This window comes from Clostridium sp., from assembly GCF_032576335.1.
In the GTDB taxonomy this organism is placed as follows: Bacteria; Bacillota; Clostridia; order Oscillospirales; family Acutalibacteraceae; genus Faecalispora.
The window spans coordinates 1-12,332 of sequence record NZ_JAWFXC010000024.1; the positions used below are offsets into that span (position 1 = coordinate 1).

Sequence of the window (12,332 nt, forward strand, 5' to 3'; positions counted from 1 at the left end):
GTTTCCGCTATTCGGATGAACCATAAAACACAATATGTTGTGTAGGTATAACTCTACAATTTAATTATATCACTATATAAACGAACATACCGAACATTTTAAATATTTTCTAAAATTCTTTTTGCGTACATTCTCAAACTGTCCATTGTGCTGCCGTCGTTTAATTTGTCTGCTATCTCGTTCCACTCCAAGCCGTCAACGTATTTGTAACGCAGGATAACTCTTCCTTTAGCATTTCCAACAGTGGTTAAAATGCTTTCTGCTTTATTGCGCCAGAATATAGCGTTCTTGTATTGCTGTTCAAGGTTAGATTCTATTTGATTTACCTGCCGCTTAACTTCCGGGTCTTGTGCCATACCTGCAATCTTAACCGAGCGTACACCGTAAGGAGGATAGTCCGGGCATCCGCTTACAGCATCGGTTACATACTCCACACCCTTATCACGTAGCCCAAACAATTCTTTTTCCAATGACCGGCACTCTGCTAATACCGCCGTGTATTGCTCTAACACATCTTTGTTTGTCATGCTACCCTCTCCTTTAACAATCGTCTTTTACGCTGGTCTAACGCCTCTCGGCTCTTGCCCATCTTTTTAGCCAGCTTTGCTATACTCTTGGTTTTAAGTATTTGTGCATCCTGTTCCGGCGTGAACCTCACTTGATTTTGGCCTGTACGTTTCTTTGGCTTTTCTTCTCCGCGCCCCATAAGGAAAGACTCTTTGTAATATTCGTCTTTTCCTTTTATCCGCAATGTGTAGTACCTGCGCCCGGGATGGATATAGCAAACTATTCCAGTACGTTTTAAACCGCTTTCCAGATTTACTTGGATTTCATCACCTATGTTCACGATGCACCCTCCAACAATTCTGGGTTATCCCAGCGGTTGCCGATGATCTCGCAACTAGGTAAATGCACGAATATAGTATCACTCCAAAAATCTTTATTCACAATCCATCTAATTGCAAATTTACCACAGTTAAATACAATGGCTCCGATAGATGAACCGCTTGATACTATATCCCCCTCAAAACCTTTTGTTTCATTTTTATTCATCAGCCCTGTAAACTGCCCTACGGTTTCGGGGTCAACCTCAATCATGTTAGGGATTCCGTTTGTAGTCCCCCAAAGTATATAGGCGCACTCCCACATTTTAAAAATATAACCTTGTACCCACTTGCCGTTATCTAGCCGCTTTCCTCTAAACAAAATCTCACGCATTACCCTCACGCTCCTTTATCAGCTTGTTAATCAGCATCTCTAAATACCATCTCGCCTTTCGCAAGTCCTCTAAACCGTTTTTATGTTTCCAGCGCCAAACATAACGGTGGATATGTGCTGTGTAAACAGCCTCTATCCCAACTAACCCCTCAACCGATGCCTCAATAGCATCTATGCACTCGACTTTTCCGGCGGTGTAGTGGTCTGGATGGTTTATAATATCAGGCATTAATTACACCTCCATTTTTAAACTGGTCGATTTCGACGGGTTTAAAATCTTTATACATCATGCTTGCCTGTATCCCCGTATTGTTCTGGTACTTTCCACTGCGGTATGGAGTATAATCCCCATCCAGCGCGTGGTAATAAATCTGGCATATCTCCACACCGGGATAAATAACCAACGGCTGTACAACAAAGATTTCTAGTGTCCAAAATCCAGCAAAGCCTACATCACCGAATCCCGCCGTTGCGTGTATACACATTCCAAGTCTGCCAACAGAGGAACGACCCTCGAGCATTGGGACAAAACCATCAGTGCGGGTGTACTCCGCTGTTTGCCCTAAGTACAGTTTTCCGGGCTTTAGCAAAAAACCCGTGCTTGGTATTGTAACCGTGTGAGCGTCGTTTGGTTTTTTCATATCTAACTCATACTTGTCATATACCATCAGTTCATCGTGCAAAGTGAGATTGTAGCTATTTGGGTTGAGCTGTGACGGCTTGAACGGCTCTATGATGATTCTGGAGCCAATGTGCTTGTAGATTTCTTGACCAGAGAGTATCATGTGTCACGCTCCTTAACGAGAGACATGTCATACCCACTCTCTACAAACTTTACCGTTAAATCATGATTGCAAGCGTTGCCTAGATAGGTGTAAATCAAATCCATGTCCTCACGGGTAAATTTCGTTTCCAGAAACTTATTGATTCCGCCAAGTATAAAATCCTGAAACTTCCGATTCTTCCGTTCTGAGCGAAACGGGCTGGTTTCATGTGCCCCTCTGGATAACCATTCCAGCACCTTGCATTTGACATCAAACTCTGTTTCACAGGTACGGAGTATAAAATACTCATTTGCTTCGCGGTGAACTATCAACTCGCCTTGCCCGTTAATAAAGCTTTCAGGAAATGCGCACATCAGCCTTTGTGTGATGTTCCAATCAACCATTCTTTCCACGCTCCTTTAGTGATTGCTCCGCTTCTTCGCGGGTGCCAAACACCCTAAACCCATACAGTTGTTTTATCAAAAAAGCGTTTTCTTCTGACATTATGCAAGGCCGGATTTCCATGTGAAATTCAACTTTGTTTTCGTCAAGACCTGCGGCTTTTGTAATATAAAATAAATTTGTTCCCACCTTGCAAGGCAACTCTATAATCTTGCCATCCTCCACCGCCTGCCCCAACTCTGGAATCTGAGCGAGAGCCGCGGCTGGGTTTGTTTGGTAGGTATCTAATAGGGTTTGGAGTATGTTAGTCATTAGTTTCTGCCACCTTTTCAATCAATTTTGGTAATGCTTTTTTTACTAATTCCGTAGATGCTCTATCCACGCATTTTTCAATGATTTCATCTTTGCAGGAATAAACATAGTCTTTAACCGCCTGTTCCACTCCTTTTCTAACTCCCCATTTAGTGTCAATTGATTCTGCACTATATGTCCTCGCCATAGCCGAAGATATTTTTTCAACAACCTGTTTTGCAATATCATCCTCGTTTACAGTAATTGTAATATCAATCATAGTTATCATCCTTTCCCATAACAGCACCGCAGTACGGGCAGTGTGATGTACCGTTATCTGCCCACCAGACATCTTCTCTGTATCCGCATGCGCTACAAATAACTGTGTCTGGATAGTCAGAGTTTGTTATCCACCTTGCGTGCACCACCTGCTTATACTCTCCGTTGGCGATTTTGCGGAGGTATGAGGCGGCTAACCGTTTTGCTACATTAATTTTAATTTTTGAGATATACATACAATCTCTAGCGTCCATTTCCAGTAATCTAGCCGCTTCAAGCGGTGTCATTTCAGGCATAGTGTCCCTCCTGTTTCGGTTTGCGAGCGTATGCAATCCACTGCTTTTCGTAATTTTTGTGCTTAAAATTGACATATCCATTAGACGCGCTTTTCATAGCGTTCCAATTGACCGCCCAAGTGCCGTGTTTAATTCCATCTATACTTTGATATACAACGTACACCGGTTCCCCGTCCATATTCCGGAGCTGTTCAAGGGTTAGGGGATTGTTTTCCGGGGTGGGGCGGAGGTTCCATGCCGCTATTGCCCCAACCGGTGTATCAAAATATCGCATTGTCGTTGCACTGCACCCACGGCACGACACAAAATAATCTGTACTTTCACCTGTATGTTTTGCGCATACACCAGCACATTGCAACGAGGCTTCTCCCCCACAAAACGGGCACGGTTTTAATTTACTCATTGTTTACACTCCAATCTAAGCACTGCCCACATTCAGAGCAGTATTTTTCGTCTGGCGAAAGCTCATACCCATCGTGGCAAGCAGGGCAGAAAAGCATTACACGGTCAAGGCCATCCGGCCATACAGCCAGTTTACGTTTAACTTTTTTCGGCATCTGCTTTTCTAGGGATGAAATAGCGGTATCAAAACAGCCACTTAAAGCATTGTAGCTATGGGGAAACAGTTTCTTTTGTTCTTCAAGATATTCGATTGCTTGTTTAATCTCCATCGTTATTCTCCTTTCCGCTAATAGGCGGTGTCATAGTCCCTCCATCGTCATGGAGGCGGCGCGCCTTTAAACCGGCACCTATGACTTATTTGTTTTTTGGTTGTATCAGCTCGCACCCAACCCCAACACCCGGCTCTGTATGCTTACCGCACTTAAGACAGCAGTACACGCACACGGGCTTTTGTTTTGCTGGGCATATCCTTATTGCACAAGCTGCATACTCTCGGTAGCAGTGGTAGCAGGTGCCTGTATTCTTGCTCATACGGGCGTAATCTCAATTTCTGTACGCGGATTTTCCCGGTCTAGCAAGACTCTGCTGCCGTCTGTTGATACTACAATCTCGCTGTTATCATCAACCAATACACCAGCTAACACGAGTATGTCTTGCAAAGCCTCCAACAAATTAACTAGGTCTACTCTGCGCTTTGTTGGCATGTAAAACGTCCCTTTGAGATTTACTTTAACCCCGATTTTTTGTCGTGCTGCTCGTGGTATGTGCAGCATACAAGCTGCCTCGTACGCTTTGTATTGCTTAGATTGAGTTATAAACGGCTTTCCGGTTTTCCCATTGCGAAATATTTGCTGGTGGTTTTTCTTGGTGATAGGGATAAGCGGGATGGTAAACGTCATGCTGTCACCTCAATCTGTAATTCTTCGCGCGGTCTGGCTGGAAGTAGAATCCATACTCTTTCGCACGCTCGTAAATACGGCTACCTACTGCCTCGTCGCAGGAAAGCAGATCGTCCACCGACCGCTCGGTAGATATGACGGTTATTAAATCTCTCCGACCGTATCGGTAATTGATGATTTCAAAAGCAACGCTCATTTCTGCCGCTGTGGGCTTCTTCTTGACCACATTTCCGTACTGGTCATATTCGTCCACTGTTTTAAAAAAGTCGTCTATATAAAGCACAGGGGCTTTTTTAAGTGGTAGTATCATTGACTGACGCTCGTCATCGTCGTTTGCCACTGCTTTTATGCGTACAATCTCGTCACGCCACAACATATACTTAACAGCCATCCCAGCGTTTAGAAAAGCCCCGCATATAGCAGTGCAAATATGAGTCTTGCCACAGCCAACTTGCCCGCCTGCAAAAAACCATTTGTTATCATGGTCGTGCATAAACTGCTTTGCTCCATTTAACAGCGCTTTTTGCCATGGTTCCGTGGCCTTAAAAGTATCAAATGTACATTTATCCATTTGTTGTTTTATTCCGCTGCGCTCAATGTTTCGTATGCTTTGACGGATCCCCATGCAATCACAGTCTCTAGTGACCACATAATCGCCATCCGGCACGTATATAAAACCTCTGTTTAAGCACTTATGGCAGTCGTACCAACGTAAATCACCGGGGGCTAGATTAAGCAACTTGCTTTCTTTTTCCGCTCTTGTTTCAGAAGATTTTTCCGTATTTTGGTACTTCCGGCGGATTTCCTCCGGCAGTCGCGACATTATTTCTTTGATTGGGGGTAAAGCATCCACCTATCTGGCCTCCTTTGTTGTCGTAATTACCATCAAGCACCTTTACCATGTTTGCATCTTTTATCAACCAGTCAAAGTTAGCTTGCCAGTTACGGTCGTTTTTTCCTTTTAAAAAACTGCTCGCTTCTGCTTTTTCAAACAAGGCCTTAAAATCATCCAGACCGTACCCGGATACCCAGCGCGCCTTAATTGCTTTTTTTCTTGCTTCTGACAATCTGGTAACTTTTGGATAACTCACACAGACAGAAGAATAAAGATTTTGAATATCAGAGTAAGGGCAGGGCGATTTTTCGCCCGTTTTACCTTTATCCTCTTCTATATCTTTATCTATATCTTTATCTTTATCTTCTTCTATATCTATCTCTGTGCCTTGACTGTCAATGACATGTCCTTGACTTAACAATAATTGCTTTTTACGTTGTCTCTCTTCTTGTTTTGCCAGTCGGTTATACTCACGCATAGTTTCGAGTTTCGCTTGATTCTGGTGCTTTTCCCAATTGGTTATAGCGATTACTCCGTCGATAATTTCTATCATCCCGTATTGCTCAAATATTTTTAAAGCAAGCCTTATTGTGTTAATTGGGCGCCTAAAAACGGCGGCTAACATCTCGTCGGTGTACGCTATTCGGTCGCTTAACATCACTATTCCGCTGTTATTTGTCTTACCGGCAAGGCAAAGTAGCTTAAACCACACTACTAAAACGGTGTCAGCGTCCGGCATATCCTCAATTAAGCAAATTTTTTCATCATCAAATATGCCGGTAACAATCTTAATCCATTTGACTTCTGCCATTTAAATCACCTCGCTAAAACAGGAGATCGTCGTCCGTGGGAATTTCCTCAAAATCGCCTGTGTTGCCGGTTGTATACCTAACGTCAGGCTGATAATTCGCCGCCTGTGCTCTGCCGCCGTCTCCATCCTTTTTTGAGTCCGCAAAGTGTACGTTGTCTGCGACAATCTCGAAAGCTTTTCTTTTATTTCCGTCCTTATCCTGATAGCTACGAGTTTGAATAGAACCTTGAACCGCAATCAACTGGCCTTTGCGGAAGTATTTGCAGACGAACTCAGCTGTTTTTCCCCACGCGACAATATCGATAAAGTCCGCTTGCCGGTCTGCGCCAGCCTTTTGATATGAGCGGTCAACGGCAATTGTAAAACTTGTTACTGCGGTATCACTATTAGTGTGGCGTAGCTCCGGGTCTTGTACCATACGTCCCATAAGTACAGTTACATTAAGCATTTTTAATCACTTCTCACTTTCCAAATTTGGCACAGGTAATCATCCATTTTTATACCAAACACGTGGTATTTGTTGCAAAATGTATCTATGCCAATGCTGTGTATTTCTTTGTGCATTTCCCTGGACAGCGGAAGAACCCGCATACCCTTGTGAATTATTTCTTTTCTGTCACGTCCTGCACCTACGGCGTCCATATGATGTAGTTCCGATTTTTCACCAGTTATGCAGCACTTTTTGTGGATTATACAGGTGTAAAGATAACGGGCGGTGTCCGGGGAACGGTCAAGTAATCGGTCAGTTGTCGGTATATCCTGCTCAATGCAAAAGTCGATTAAGTAAGAAAGAAACTCGTTGGCCGTTGTCATACTACAATCCGACAAGCTGAAATAATCACAACCGGTTTTTGCTATAAAATCATACTTAGATACCGCCTTTATTTCATCAGGCAGGTGGCCAGACCATATGGATATATCTCTCATGGTGGCATATATCTTTTTACGCTGGTCTGCACTGATTTTACGCCCATCATCCAGCCTGATTTCACATTCTGTTATGTTTCGTTTGATGAGTAAATAATCATCTTCGAGGGGTGCGACTACCGTTAAAACCCTATCCTCATATGCGGATACATAGCCTTTAATTATCACCCCTTATCCCTCCCTAAGCTAACGGGTCGCTTTCTTGTGGCTGTCGATACACTTCTGTTTCCGTAATATCAATAATTTTACTTTCGTCAATTGGCGATTCATCAAGAACCTGATTACCGGTATCAACTTCTTCCTGTGAATACATTCCAGAAAAATCCTCTGGAAACGCTTCTCGAAGTGCTTGAACCAACGCAACTTTGCGAATCATCGTTGCAGGTTTTTTACTCCATTGCCCATTTACTTCGCCATCTTTTTTAGTTCCAATATACTCGGAAAGCGAAACAGTGATTTCAACCGGCTCAACATATTCCTTGATAAAGACTTTTGCCCATCCTCCTACCAACTTCTCGTTTTCCAATACTAGCGTTCCGATTCTATTTTCAAGAGTTGAATCTTCTTTTTGCACAACCACTCCGGCTTGCTGCCCTGCGTAGTCCTTGTTGCGCCGAGCCCGCTTAGTAAATACCTCTTTACCTGTTACCATCGTTGCAGGCTGATTCCCGCCGTACTTGATAAGGTATGCTTCACGGAGAAACGGATTCAAATGCTGGAACCGGCAAAGATTAAGGAACATAACAATTTCCTGATCACTGACATTTCCCCCTCCAGAAACAAGATAGTTTCGGATGATATTCGGGGAAAGCTTCACCTTTTCGCCATTAACCTCGTACTCTACGAATTTATTTTCCTGCTGTTTAGCTAATTGATTTTGCACTGCCATTATTGTATATCCTCCTTTTTAGCCCAACCGTATTTAATTCCGTATTTCGTGCAAAGTGCTCCCATTTCGTGGCGGAAGTCTGCTGTTGTGTCGCAGAAAGTGACACTGATTGTTTTAAGTTGCTCACATTCCGAACATTGCTCCGAATCCGGCGTGTATTGCTTTGCTTCCTGCGGCGCTGACGGCTCTGAAAAAGTTGTGTTGATAAGTTGCGGCTCTGGTTTTTTTCGCGCTTCTGCGGCCTTACGCTGCGACTCTTCGTAATCTTTCAGCCGTTTTTGCTGCTCTTCAAAACGAGTCTTTTCGGCCAGCGCCGCGCTCATATCTAGAGTCTGCAAATAAGCATCAAGCATTTGCTGTTCGCACTCCAGATTCATTGCCTTTACAATTGCAATATCGTTTCTGACCTTGGAAATTATGTCTGCAATTTCTTTTTCAATGTCAGCCATTTTGTAGGAGACATTTAACCAGCGTTCATTCCATATTTTCTCCAGTGGTAAAATCGGTAGTAAATCATCAACATGAGCGAGATAAAAACCATTAATCTGCGTTTTTTTCTCTGCTTTTTTCTGCTCATCAAAAACCTTAATTTGAGAATCGATTGTGCTGATTGGCTCGTCAATCATTCTGATAAGCTCTTTTACTTTGCTTTCAAAGTCCTCGTAAGGAGTAAGGCAATCTTTTTTAACCTCCTTGCGCTTATCATCAAGCGCAGCACGTAGTTTGTTAAGTGTTGCCTTATCAGACTTTGCAGGCTTTATGCTATCCTCTGTAACAACCAGATTGTTGTAATAATCAAGTTTTTGGGACAGTTCTGTTTTAAGCTGCTCATGGTTAAAATCAATCGACTTCGGCAAAGCTTTTGCCAAATCTGTTGTCATTATAAGTTCCATGTTACCTCCTAAATCTCCGGCAAAATAAGTGACGGTCTCTTCTGTTCTATAACACATTTCCAGAACGCTTTTTCACGCTCCGCAAGCCATTGAATATCGCTTTCTACTTCTACGCGCTCAATAAGATAGTGGCGGATTGCAACTGTAAGTACACCGTCTTTCCGGTACTTGATTTGGGCTTTTAAAACCGCAAAATCATATCCAGTAGCTAATAGCTGGTGTATTACCTGGATGTAATAATGCTGCGGTATTTTGTTGTTCCATTCGTCCCACTGGCCAGACCTCATTATTTCGGTAGTCTTGATTTCCAAAACCCCTTTTTTTCCAGTGCTGGTTTCCGTTAATTCTCCATCAAGTGTGGCAAAAGCAAACGGACAATCTAAGTTATTGCGAATCATACCAAACTCATCGTAATAGACTTGATACTGCGGAAAATCTAGCGAAAACAAAGCACGCAAATGCTTTTCAGCTTCTTTTCCATACAGAATGTATGGTTTATTAGATATATCAGGTGCAGTGCGATTTCCTGTCTTTTCTTCCCACAAATCCGTATTTGATTTATAAGGGGATAACCCTACCACGGCCGCAGCTTCTGACGCTCCAATTCCGTTTCGGCGCGCCTTTATCCAATCGTTATGATTCGTCGGTTGGTTCATTTTTACCATCCTTTTGAAACGGGTCTGGCGGCTCCTGCCGCTCTCTCATGCGCTCGGCAAAGTCTAAGCCGTGGTCATACATAGCGTTCAGCCTTTGCAGCCAGAGAGGCTTGTAGGCTCTCGATGTCTGCTCTTAATTTAGCGTTATTTTCCAAAAACAACGTGCAGTTATCTTCCGATTTTGCAAGCGCATCTTTTAATTCAAAGATTTCAGCGGCCTGCCGAATGATAATGTCTTTGTTATCCATTGTTTTGTGCCTCCTGCTCTTCTGAAATTCTGCGTCTGCACCCATCTTTTAAAGTCTCATACCGCATATCAATAATGCTACGTAGGTTATCACCTAATATGGGGGCAGAGTTGAGAGACTCCATGACGCGCAAGTGCTCTCGCTCAATAGCGTTGAGCCGTATTTTTTGGGATTTGATGACTTTTTCGGAGTTAGTCATTTTGCTACCTCCACATAGTCAGGGATGTAGATAGGGCTGTTTTCCCATGTTATCTGCGGAAGAAACGAATCAAAAATCTCTACTAAATCATTCTCCGAAGCATATCTTACAAAAATTCCGGTATGTTTTTTCGGTTTGCTCTCATAAACGTAAAGTTCATTGTTATCATCCCTTGCAATCCACGGATATCCTGTTCCTGCATACAATCGCATTAAAGCCTTTTCATCGTCCGTAAACGTCAGGCGGGGCTTGCTGCGGATGATTCTTTCAGGGTTGTCAATAATATTCATAAATATATCTCCTCTACCGTTAACCCAAAAACTGCAATATATTGGCCTTACCTGAAAATATCCGTCTTTACTGATTCTGAACTCGCCGTCATATCCCTCAATTTCGAATGCTTCGTTTGTTTTCAGCGGAGTATCCTCACCACCTAGAATACTGAGAATGCGAAATGATTTACCTCTAGTCATACTTGACAATCTCCTTTCAAGCTGTTACTTTATAAATAAGTTAATTTTTCTTGCGCCGTTAAGCTTGGCAGAGCTTGGCGGCTTTTTTCTTTTGGTAGTGGCGGCGCCAGTCGGCTCTATCTCTCTCGCGTTCTTCTGTGCTTTTTTGGATGCCAACAATCAGCTCATTTTCTCCAAACGCCATGATGTCAGCAGCGCAGCACTCGGCGCGGAAGTTTTCATAAACTCCGGGGGCATATCCTTTCATATCCTTTCTTTCCTTTCGTTTGTTTGTAAATCCGATCGCTTCGGGAAGCATAAATGTCATAGCCCACTTTTTCCTCGAGCTCTTTTTTATAAGCGCTGCAATTGTGCTTGCAGGTCTCCTTGTGACGCTTGTTAGGGCATCCGTTGCAGCAGGATATATACACTACTCTACCGCCTCCTTGGTTCCAGTTTTAAGCACACCGCCGCAAAATAGATAGCAAGCGCTGTTGTCACTAGCAAGCCTAAAACGTTGGTTGTGCCAGCAAACACTATGAGCAAACCTAGTGCAATGCAAAACATAAATACCGATGTGTTTTTCATGGTGATTCCTCCACTGGTTTTTCGTCGAAAGCTATCCATGTTTTCCCGTAATTCTTCCATCTGTACCCACCGTGAACTAATGTCAATATAACCGGTTTACCAAAAAGCACAAATGAATCAATCAATGCCCAAAAACTGCTAATAGGCCGTTCCAAATCCTGAATCCATATATGGTGACGGCGCATTGCCTCTGCCATTAAAAGCGGTCTGTTTTTCGGAGATTCTGTCCATTGCTCTATAATTTGCTCGTGCGTTTTAAATTCTTCCATTTGTTTCATCCTCCACTAATCCGGCAGCAACTCCACACACCCCTAGTGCTTCGTCTGGATCTAATACATCGCTATCTACCAAAACTTTTACTAGTGCAGCCAAAACAACTATTGCGTGCTCTGCGTTGTCGGGATAGCCTCTGATAAAGGTCTTGTGGGTCTTGCTGTCATAGGTAATCTCTGTGGTTAAAATGTCGGGTACAACAAGCTCGGATACATCAATGTCAATCAAAGTCATACCTGCTCTCTTTTGTGAATTTGTAGCAGCGCCAGAAGTATTTTAGTAAAAAATCGTTATTGTCTCCGGTGCAGTTCATCCGCATGGCCTCGCCTATAATGATGCTTTTAAAAGTCTCTAACAAGTAGCTTTCCGTCTCAAAATCACCAAGTGGGTAGTTTAAAATATCATCCATATAAGACACTCCTTAATTATTTTTGTTGTGCCTTTGGACGTCCTATTAGTTTTTAGATCCTGCCTTTTGATTTTCTATGTAATCAATAAGGTCGGATTTGGTAACTCGCCACAACGATGTTGCTTTAAAAGCTGGAAACTGTCCTTTTTGCGCTCTCTTTTTTAAGCACTCTTCGCTCACGCCGAGTAATGCGGCAGCATAGTGCAAATCAACAACAACCGGAACAGCATCCCAATTGTAAACAAACTTGGTGCGTGTCACTTTAAAGCCTCCCTTATTTCGTCCTCCCACTTGGTTAAAATCTCATCACATTTTGCGAGGATTGCATCAGATTTAGGTGGGTTACTTATACCGTTAATAAACCGGCTTAACTCCCCGGGGTCAACCCGAGTATAAGGATAAGGGACTCCAATTACATTAATCTCTCTTAATAAATCCGCTTGTTTTTTCCCGATTATTTCCAAGCGATTTTGGATGTTATATGCAGACAAAATTTAGACCTCCTATTTAATCAATTTCCGAAACACAGGAATAGCGCTATCAAAATAACGGAAAGACGGAACTTGCTTTTCGCAGCTTTTAGCTTTGTCGTAGACGTACT

The 12,332-nt window shown here is 43.0% G+C and carries 28 protein-coding genes; all 28 read right to left on the reverse strand.

What is annotated here, in order from left to right:
- Positions 1-98: 98 nt before the first annotated feature.
- On the reverse strand, positions 99-527 hold the full coding sequence (locus E7L17_RS14580) for a hypothetical protein (RefSeq protein WP_316323863.1): 429 nt from the start codon (positions 525-527) through the stop codon (positions 99-101).
- Positions 524-847 carry a hypothetical protein gene (locus E7L17_RS14585; protein ID WP_316323864.1) on the reverse strand — a complete coding sequence of 108 codons (324 nt, stop codon included), beginning with the start codon at positions 845-847 and terminating at the stop codon, positions 524-526. The genes E7L17_RS14580 and E7L17_RS14585 overlap by 4 nt, the downstream gene beginning before the upstream one ends.
- Positions 844-1,218, reverse strand: a complete 375-nt coding sequence (locus E7L17_RS14590) for a YopX family protein (RefSeq protein WP_316323865.1) — start codon at positions 1,216-1,218, stop codon at positions 844-846. Before E7L17_RS14590 ends, E7L17_RS14585 begins: the two co-directional genes overlap by 4 nt.
- The gene (locus tag E7L17_RS14595) at positions 1,211-1,447 is read right to left on the reverse strand and encodes a DUF3310 domain-containing protein (RefSeq protein WP_316323866.1); all 237 of its coding nucleotides are present in this window, start codon (positions 1,445-1,447) and stop codon (positions 1,211-1,213) included. Before E7L17_RS14595 ends, E7L17_RS14590 begins: the two co-directional genes overlap by 8 nt.
- Positions 1,440-2,003, reverse strand: a complete 564-nt coding sequence (gene dcd, locus E7L17_RS14600) for a dCTP deaminase (RefSeq protein WP_316323867.1) — start codon at positions 2,001-2,003, stop codon at positions 1,440-1,442. The genes E7L17_RS14595 and dcd overlap by 8 nt, the downstream gene beginning before the upstream one ends.
- A complete protein-coding gene (locus E7L17_RS14605; RefSeq protein WP_316323868.1) occupies positions 2,000-2,386 on the reverse strand; it encodes a hypothetical protein in 387 nt (128 codons plus the stop codon). Before E7L17_RS14605 ends, dcd begins: the two co-directional genes overlap by 4 nt.
- Positions 2,379-2,696, reverse strand: a complete 318-nt coding sequence (locus tag E7L17_RS14610; RefSeq protein WP_316323869.1) for a hypothetical protein — start codon at positions 2,694-2,696, stop codon at positions 2,379-2,381. Before E7L17_RS14610 ends, E7L17_RS14605 begins: the two co-directional genes overlap by 8 nt.
- Complete coding sequence (locus E7L17_RS14615) at positions 2,689-2,955, reverse strand: hypothetical protein (RefSeq protein WP_316323870.1); 267 nt, start codon at positions 2,953-2,955, stop codon at positions 2,689-2,691. The genes E7L17_RS14610 and E7L17_RS14615 overlap by 8 nt, the downstream gene beginning before the upstream one ends.
- Complete coding sequence (locus tag E7L17_RS14620; protein ID WP_316323871.1) at positions 2,948-3,250, reverse strand: hypothetical protein; 303 nt, start codon at positions 3,248-3,250, stop codon at positions 2,948-2,950. The genes E7L17_RS14615 and E7L17_RS14620 overlap by 8 nt, the downstream gene beginning before the upstream one ends.
- Positions 3,243-3,653 (reverse strand): Lar family restriction alleviation protein, encoded by a 411-nt coding sequence (locus tag E7L17_RS14625; RefSeq protein WP_316323872.1) that lies wholly within the window; start codon positions 3,651-3,653, stop codon positions 3,243-3,245. Before E7L17_RS14625 ends, E7L17_RS14620 begins: the two co-directional genes overlap by 8 nt.
- Positions 3,646-3,921 carry a hypothetical protein gene (locus tag E7L17_RS14630; RefSeq protein ID WP_316323873.1) on the reverse strand — a complete coding sequence of 92 codons (276 nt, stop codon included), beginning with the start codon at positions 3,919-3,921 and terminating at the stop codon, positions 3,646-3,648. Before E7L17_RS14630 ends, E7L17_RS14625 begins: the two co-directional genes overlap by 8 nt.
- A 258-nt stretch (positions 3,922-4,179) precedes the next feature.
- Positions 4,180-4,551: a RusA family crossover junction endodeoxyribonuclease gene (locus E7L17_RS14635; RefSeq protein ID WP_316323874.1), complete on the reverse strand. Its 372-nt coding sequence runs from the start codon at positions 4,549-4,551 to the stop codon at positions 4,180-4,182.
- 4 nt (positions 4,552-4,555) lie between these two features.
- Entirely contained in the window at positions 4,556-5,404 is an 849-nt protein-coding gene (locus E7L17_RS14640) for a hypothetical protein (RefSeq protein WP_316323875.1), read from the reverse strand.
- Positions 5,316-6,197 (reverse strand): phage replisome organizer N-terminal domain-containing protein, encoded by an 882-nt coding sequence (locus tag E7L17_RS14645; RefSeq protein WP_316323876.1) that lies wholly within the window; start codon positions 6,195-6,197, stop codon positions 5,316-5,318. Before E7L17_RS14645 ends, E7L17_RS14640 begins: the two co-directional genes overlap by 89 nt.
- A gap of 13 nt (positions 6,198-6,210) precedes the next feature.
- A complete protein-coding gene (locus E7L17_RS14650) occupies positions 6,211-6,645 on the reverse strand; it encodes a single-stranded DNA-binding protein (protein WP_316323877.1) in 435 nt (144 codons plus the stop codon).
- Between the two features lie 2 nt (positions 6,646-6,647).
- A complete protein-coding gene (locus E7L17_RS14655; protein ID WP_316323878.1) occupies positions 6,648-7,292 on the reverse strand; it encodes a putative HNHc nuclease in 645 nt (214 codons plus the stop codon).
- Between the two features lie 13 nt (positions 7,293-7,305).
- Entirely contained in the window at positions 7,306-8,013 is a 708-nt protein-coding gene (gene bet / locus E7L17_RS14660) for a phage recombination protein Bet (protein ID WP_316323879.1), read from the reverse strand.
- Positions 8,013-8,906 (reverse strand): DUF1351 domain-containing protein, encoded by an 894-nt coding sequence (locus E7L17_RS14665; protein WP_316323880.1) that lies wholly within the window; start codon positions 8,904-8,906, stop codon positions 8,013-8,015. The genes bet and E7L17_RS14665 overlap by 1 nt, the downstream gene beginning before the upstream one ends.
- Positions 8,907-8,914: 8 nt before the next feature.
- The gene (locus E7L17_RS14670) at positions 8,915-9,562 is read right to left on the reverse strand and encodes a YqaJ viral recombinase family protein (RefSeq protein WP_316323881.1); all 648 of its coding nucleotides are present in this window, start codon (positions 9,560-9,562) and stop codon (positions 8,915-8,917) included.
- A gap of 74 nt (positions 9,563-9,636) precedes the next feature.
- The gene (locus E7L17_RS14675; RefSeq protein WP_316323882.1) at positions 9,637-9,810 is read right to left on the reverse strand and encodes a hypothetical protein; all 174 of its coding nucleotides are present in this window, start codon (positions 9,808-9,810) and stop codon (positions 9,637-9,639) included.
- Positions 9,803-10,009 carry a hypothetical protein gene (locus E7L17_RS14680; RefSeq protein ID WP_316323883.1) on the reverse strand — a complete coding sequence of 69 codons (207 nt, stop codon included), beginning with the start codon at positions 10,007-10,009 and terminating at the stop codon, positions 9,803-9,805. Before E7L17_RS14680 ends, E7L17_RS14675 begins: the two co-directional genes overlap by 8 nt.
- Positions 10,006-10,482 carry a hypothetical protein gene (locus E7L17_RS14685; RefSeq protein WP_316323884.1) on the reverse strand — a complete coding sequence of 159 codons (477 nt, stop codon included), beginning with the start codon at positions 10,480-10,482 and terminating at the stop codon, positions 10,006-10,008. Before E7L17_RS14685 ends, E7L17_RS14680 begins: the two co-directional genes overlap by 4 nt.
- Before the next feature lie 58 nt (positions 10,483-10,540).
- Positions 10,541-10,789 (reverse strand): hypothetical protein, encoded by a 249-nt coding sequence (locus E7L17_RS14690; protein WP_316323885.1) that lies wholly within the window; start codon positions 10,787-10,789, stop codon positions 10,541-10,543.
- 256 nt (positions 10,790-11,045) lie between these two features.
- A complete protein-coding gene (locus tag E7L17_RS14695; protein WP_316323886.1) occupies positions 11,046-11,318 on the reverse strand; it encodes a hypothetical protein in 273 nt (90 codons plus the stop codon).
- Positions 11,305-11,556 carry a hypothetical protein gene (locus E7L17_RS14700; protein ID WP_316323887.1) on the reverse strand — a complete coding sequence of 84 codons (252 nt, stop codon included), beginning with the start codon at positions 11,554-11,556 and terminating at the stop codon, positions 11,305-11,307. Before E7L17_RS14700 ends, E7L17_RS14695 begins: the two co-directional genes overlap by 14 nt.
- Positions 11,543-11,731: a hypothetical protein gene (locus tag E7L17_RS14705; protein ID WP_316323860.1), complete on the reverse strand. Its 189-nt coding sequence runs from the start codon at positions 11,729-11,731 to the stop codon at positions 11,543-11,545. The genes E7L17_RS14700 and E7L17_RS14705 overlap by 14 nt, the downstream gene beginning before the upstream one ends.
- Positions 11,732-11,776: 45 nt before the next feature.
- On the reverse strand, positions 11,777-11,992 hold the full coding sequence (locus E7L17_RS14710; RefSeq protein WP_316323888.1) for a helix-turn-helix domain-containing protein: 216 nt from the start codon (positions 11,990-11,992) through the stop codon (positions 11,777-11,779).
- Entirely contained in the window at positions 11,989-12,222 is a 234-nt protein-coding gene (locus E7L17_RS14715) for a hypothetical protein (RefSeq protein WP_316323889.1), read from the reverse strand. The genes E7L17_RS14710 and E7L17_RS14715 overlap by 4 nt, the downstream gene beginning before the upstream one ends.
- Positions 12,223-12,332 lie beyond the last annotated feature (110 nt).

Bases quoted from the DNA above. Each gene is read 5' to 3' on its own strand.
- bet (WP_316323879.1), bottom strand. From the start codon at position 8,013: ATGGCAGTGCAAAATCAATTAGCTAAACAGCAGGAAAATAAATTCGTA.
- E7L17_RS14610 (WP_316323869.1), bottom strand. From the start codon at position 2,696: ATGACTAACATACTCCAAACCCTATTAGATACCTACCAAACAAACCCA.
- E7L17_RS14625 (WP_316323872.1), bottom strand. From the start codon at position 3,653: ATGAGTAAATTAAAACCGTGCCCGTTTTGTGGGGGAGAAGCCTCGTTG.
- E7L17_RS14695 (WP_316323886.1), bottom strand. From the start codon at position 11,318: ATGGAAGAATTTAAAACGCACGAGCAAATTATAGAGCAATGGACAGAA.
- E7L17_RS14630 (WP_316323873.1), bottom strand. From the start codon at position 3,921: ATGGAGATTAAACAAGCAATCGAATATCTTGAAGAACAAAAGAAACTG.
- E7L17_RS14680 (WP_316323883.1), bottom strand. From the start codon at position 10,009: ATGACTAACTCCGAAAAAGTCATCAAATCCCAAAAAATACGGCTCAAC.
- E7L17_RS14705 (WP_316323860.1), bottom strand. From the start codon at position 11,731: ATGGATGATATTTTAAACTACCCACTTGGTGATTTTGAGACGGAAAGC.
- E7L17_RS14645 (WP_316323876.1), bottom strand. From the start codon at position 6,197: ATGGCAGAAGTCAAATGGATTAAGATTGTTACCGGCATATTTGATGAT.
- E7L17_RS14580 (WP_316323863.1), bottom strand. From the start codon at position 527: ATGACAAACAAAGATGTGTTAGAGCAATACACGGCGGTATTAGCAGAG.
- E7L17_RS14605 (WP_316323868.1), bottom strand. From the start codon at position 2,386: ATGGTTGATTGGAACATCACACAAAGGCTGATGTGCGCATTTCCTGAA.
- E7L17_RS14670 (WP_316323881.1), bottom strand. From the start codon at position 9,562: ATGAACCAACCGACGAATCATAACGATTGGATAAAGGCGCGCCGAAAC.
- E7L17_RS14690 (WP_316323885.1), bottom strand. From the start codon at position 10,789: ATGACATTTATGCTTCCCGAAGCGATCGGATTTACAAACAAACGAAAG.
- dcd (WP_316323867.1), bottom strand. From the start codon at position 2,003: ATGATACTCTCTGGTCAAGAAATCTACAAGCACATTGGCTCCAGAATC.
- E7L17_RS14675 (WP_316323882.1), bottom strand. From the start codon at position 9,810: ATGGATAACAAAGACATTATCATTCGGCAGGCCGCTGAAATCTTTGAA.
- E7L17_RS14590 (WP_316323865.1), bottom strand. From the start codon at position 1,218: ATGCGTGAGATTTTGTTTAGAGGAAAGCGGCTAGATAACGGCAAGTGG.
- E7L17_RS14620 (WP_316323871.1), bottom strand. From the start codon at position 3,250: ATGCCTGAAATGACACCGCTTGAAGCGGCTAGATTACTGGAAATGGAC.
- E7L17_RS14685 (WP_316323884.1), bottom strand. From the start codon at position 10,482: ATGACTAGAGGTAAATCATTTCGCATTCTCAGTATTCTAGGTGGTGAG.
- E7L17_RS14595 (WP_316323866.1), bottom strand. From the start codon at position 1,447: ATGCCTGATATTATAAACCATCCAGACCACTACACCGCCGGAAAAGTC.
- E7L17_RS14650 (WP_316323877.1), bottom strand. From the start codon at position 6,645: ATGCTTAATGTAACTGTACTTATGGGACGTATGGTACAAGACCCGGAG.
- E7L17_RS14635 (WP_316323874.1), bottom strand. From the start codon at position 4,551: ATGACGTTTACCATCCCGCTTATCCCTATCACCAAGAAAAACCACCAG.
- E7L17_RS14700 (WP_316323887.1), bottom strand. From the start codon at position 11,556: ATGACTTTGATTGACATTGATGTATCCGAGCTTGTTGTACCCGACATT.
- E7L17_RS14665 (WP_316323880.1), bottom strand. From the start codon at position 8,906: ATGGAACTTATAATGACAACAGATTTGGCAAAAGCTTTGCCGAAGTCG.
- E7L17_RS14615 (WP_316323870.1), bottom strand. From the start codon at position 2,955: ATGATTGATATTACAATTACTGTAAACGAGGATGATATTGCAAAACAG.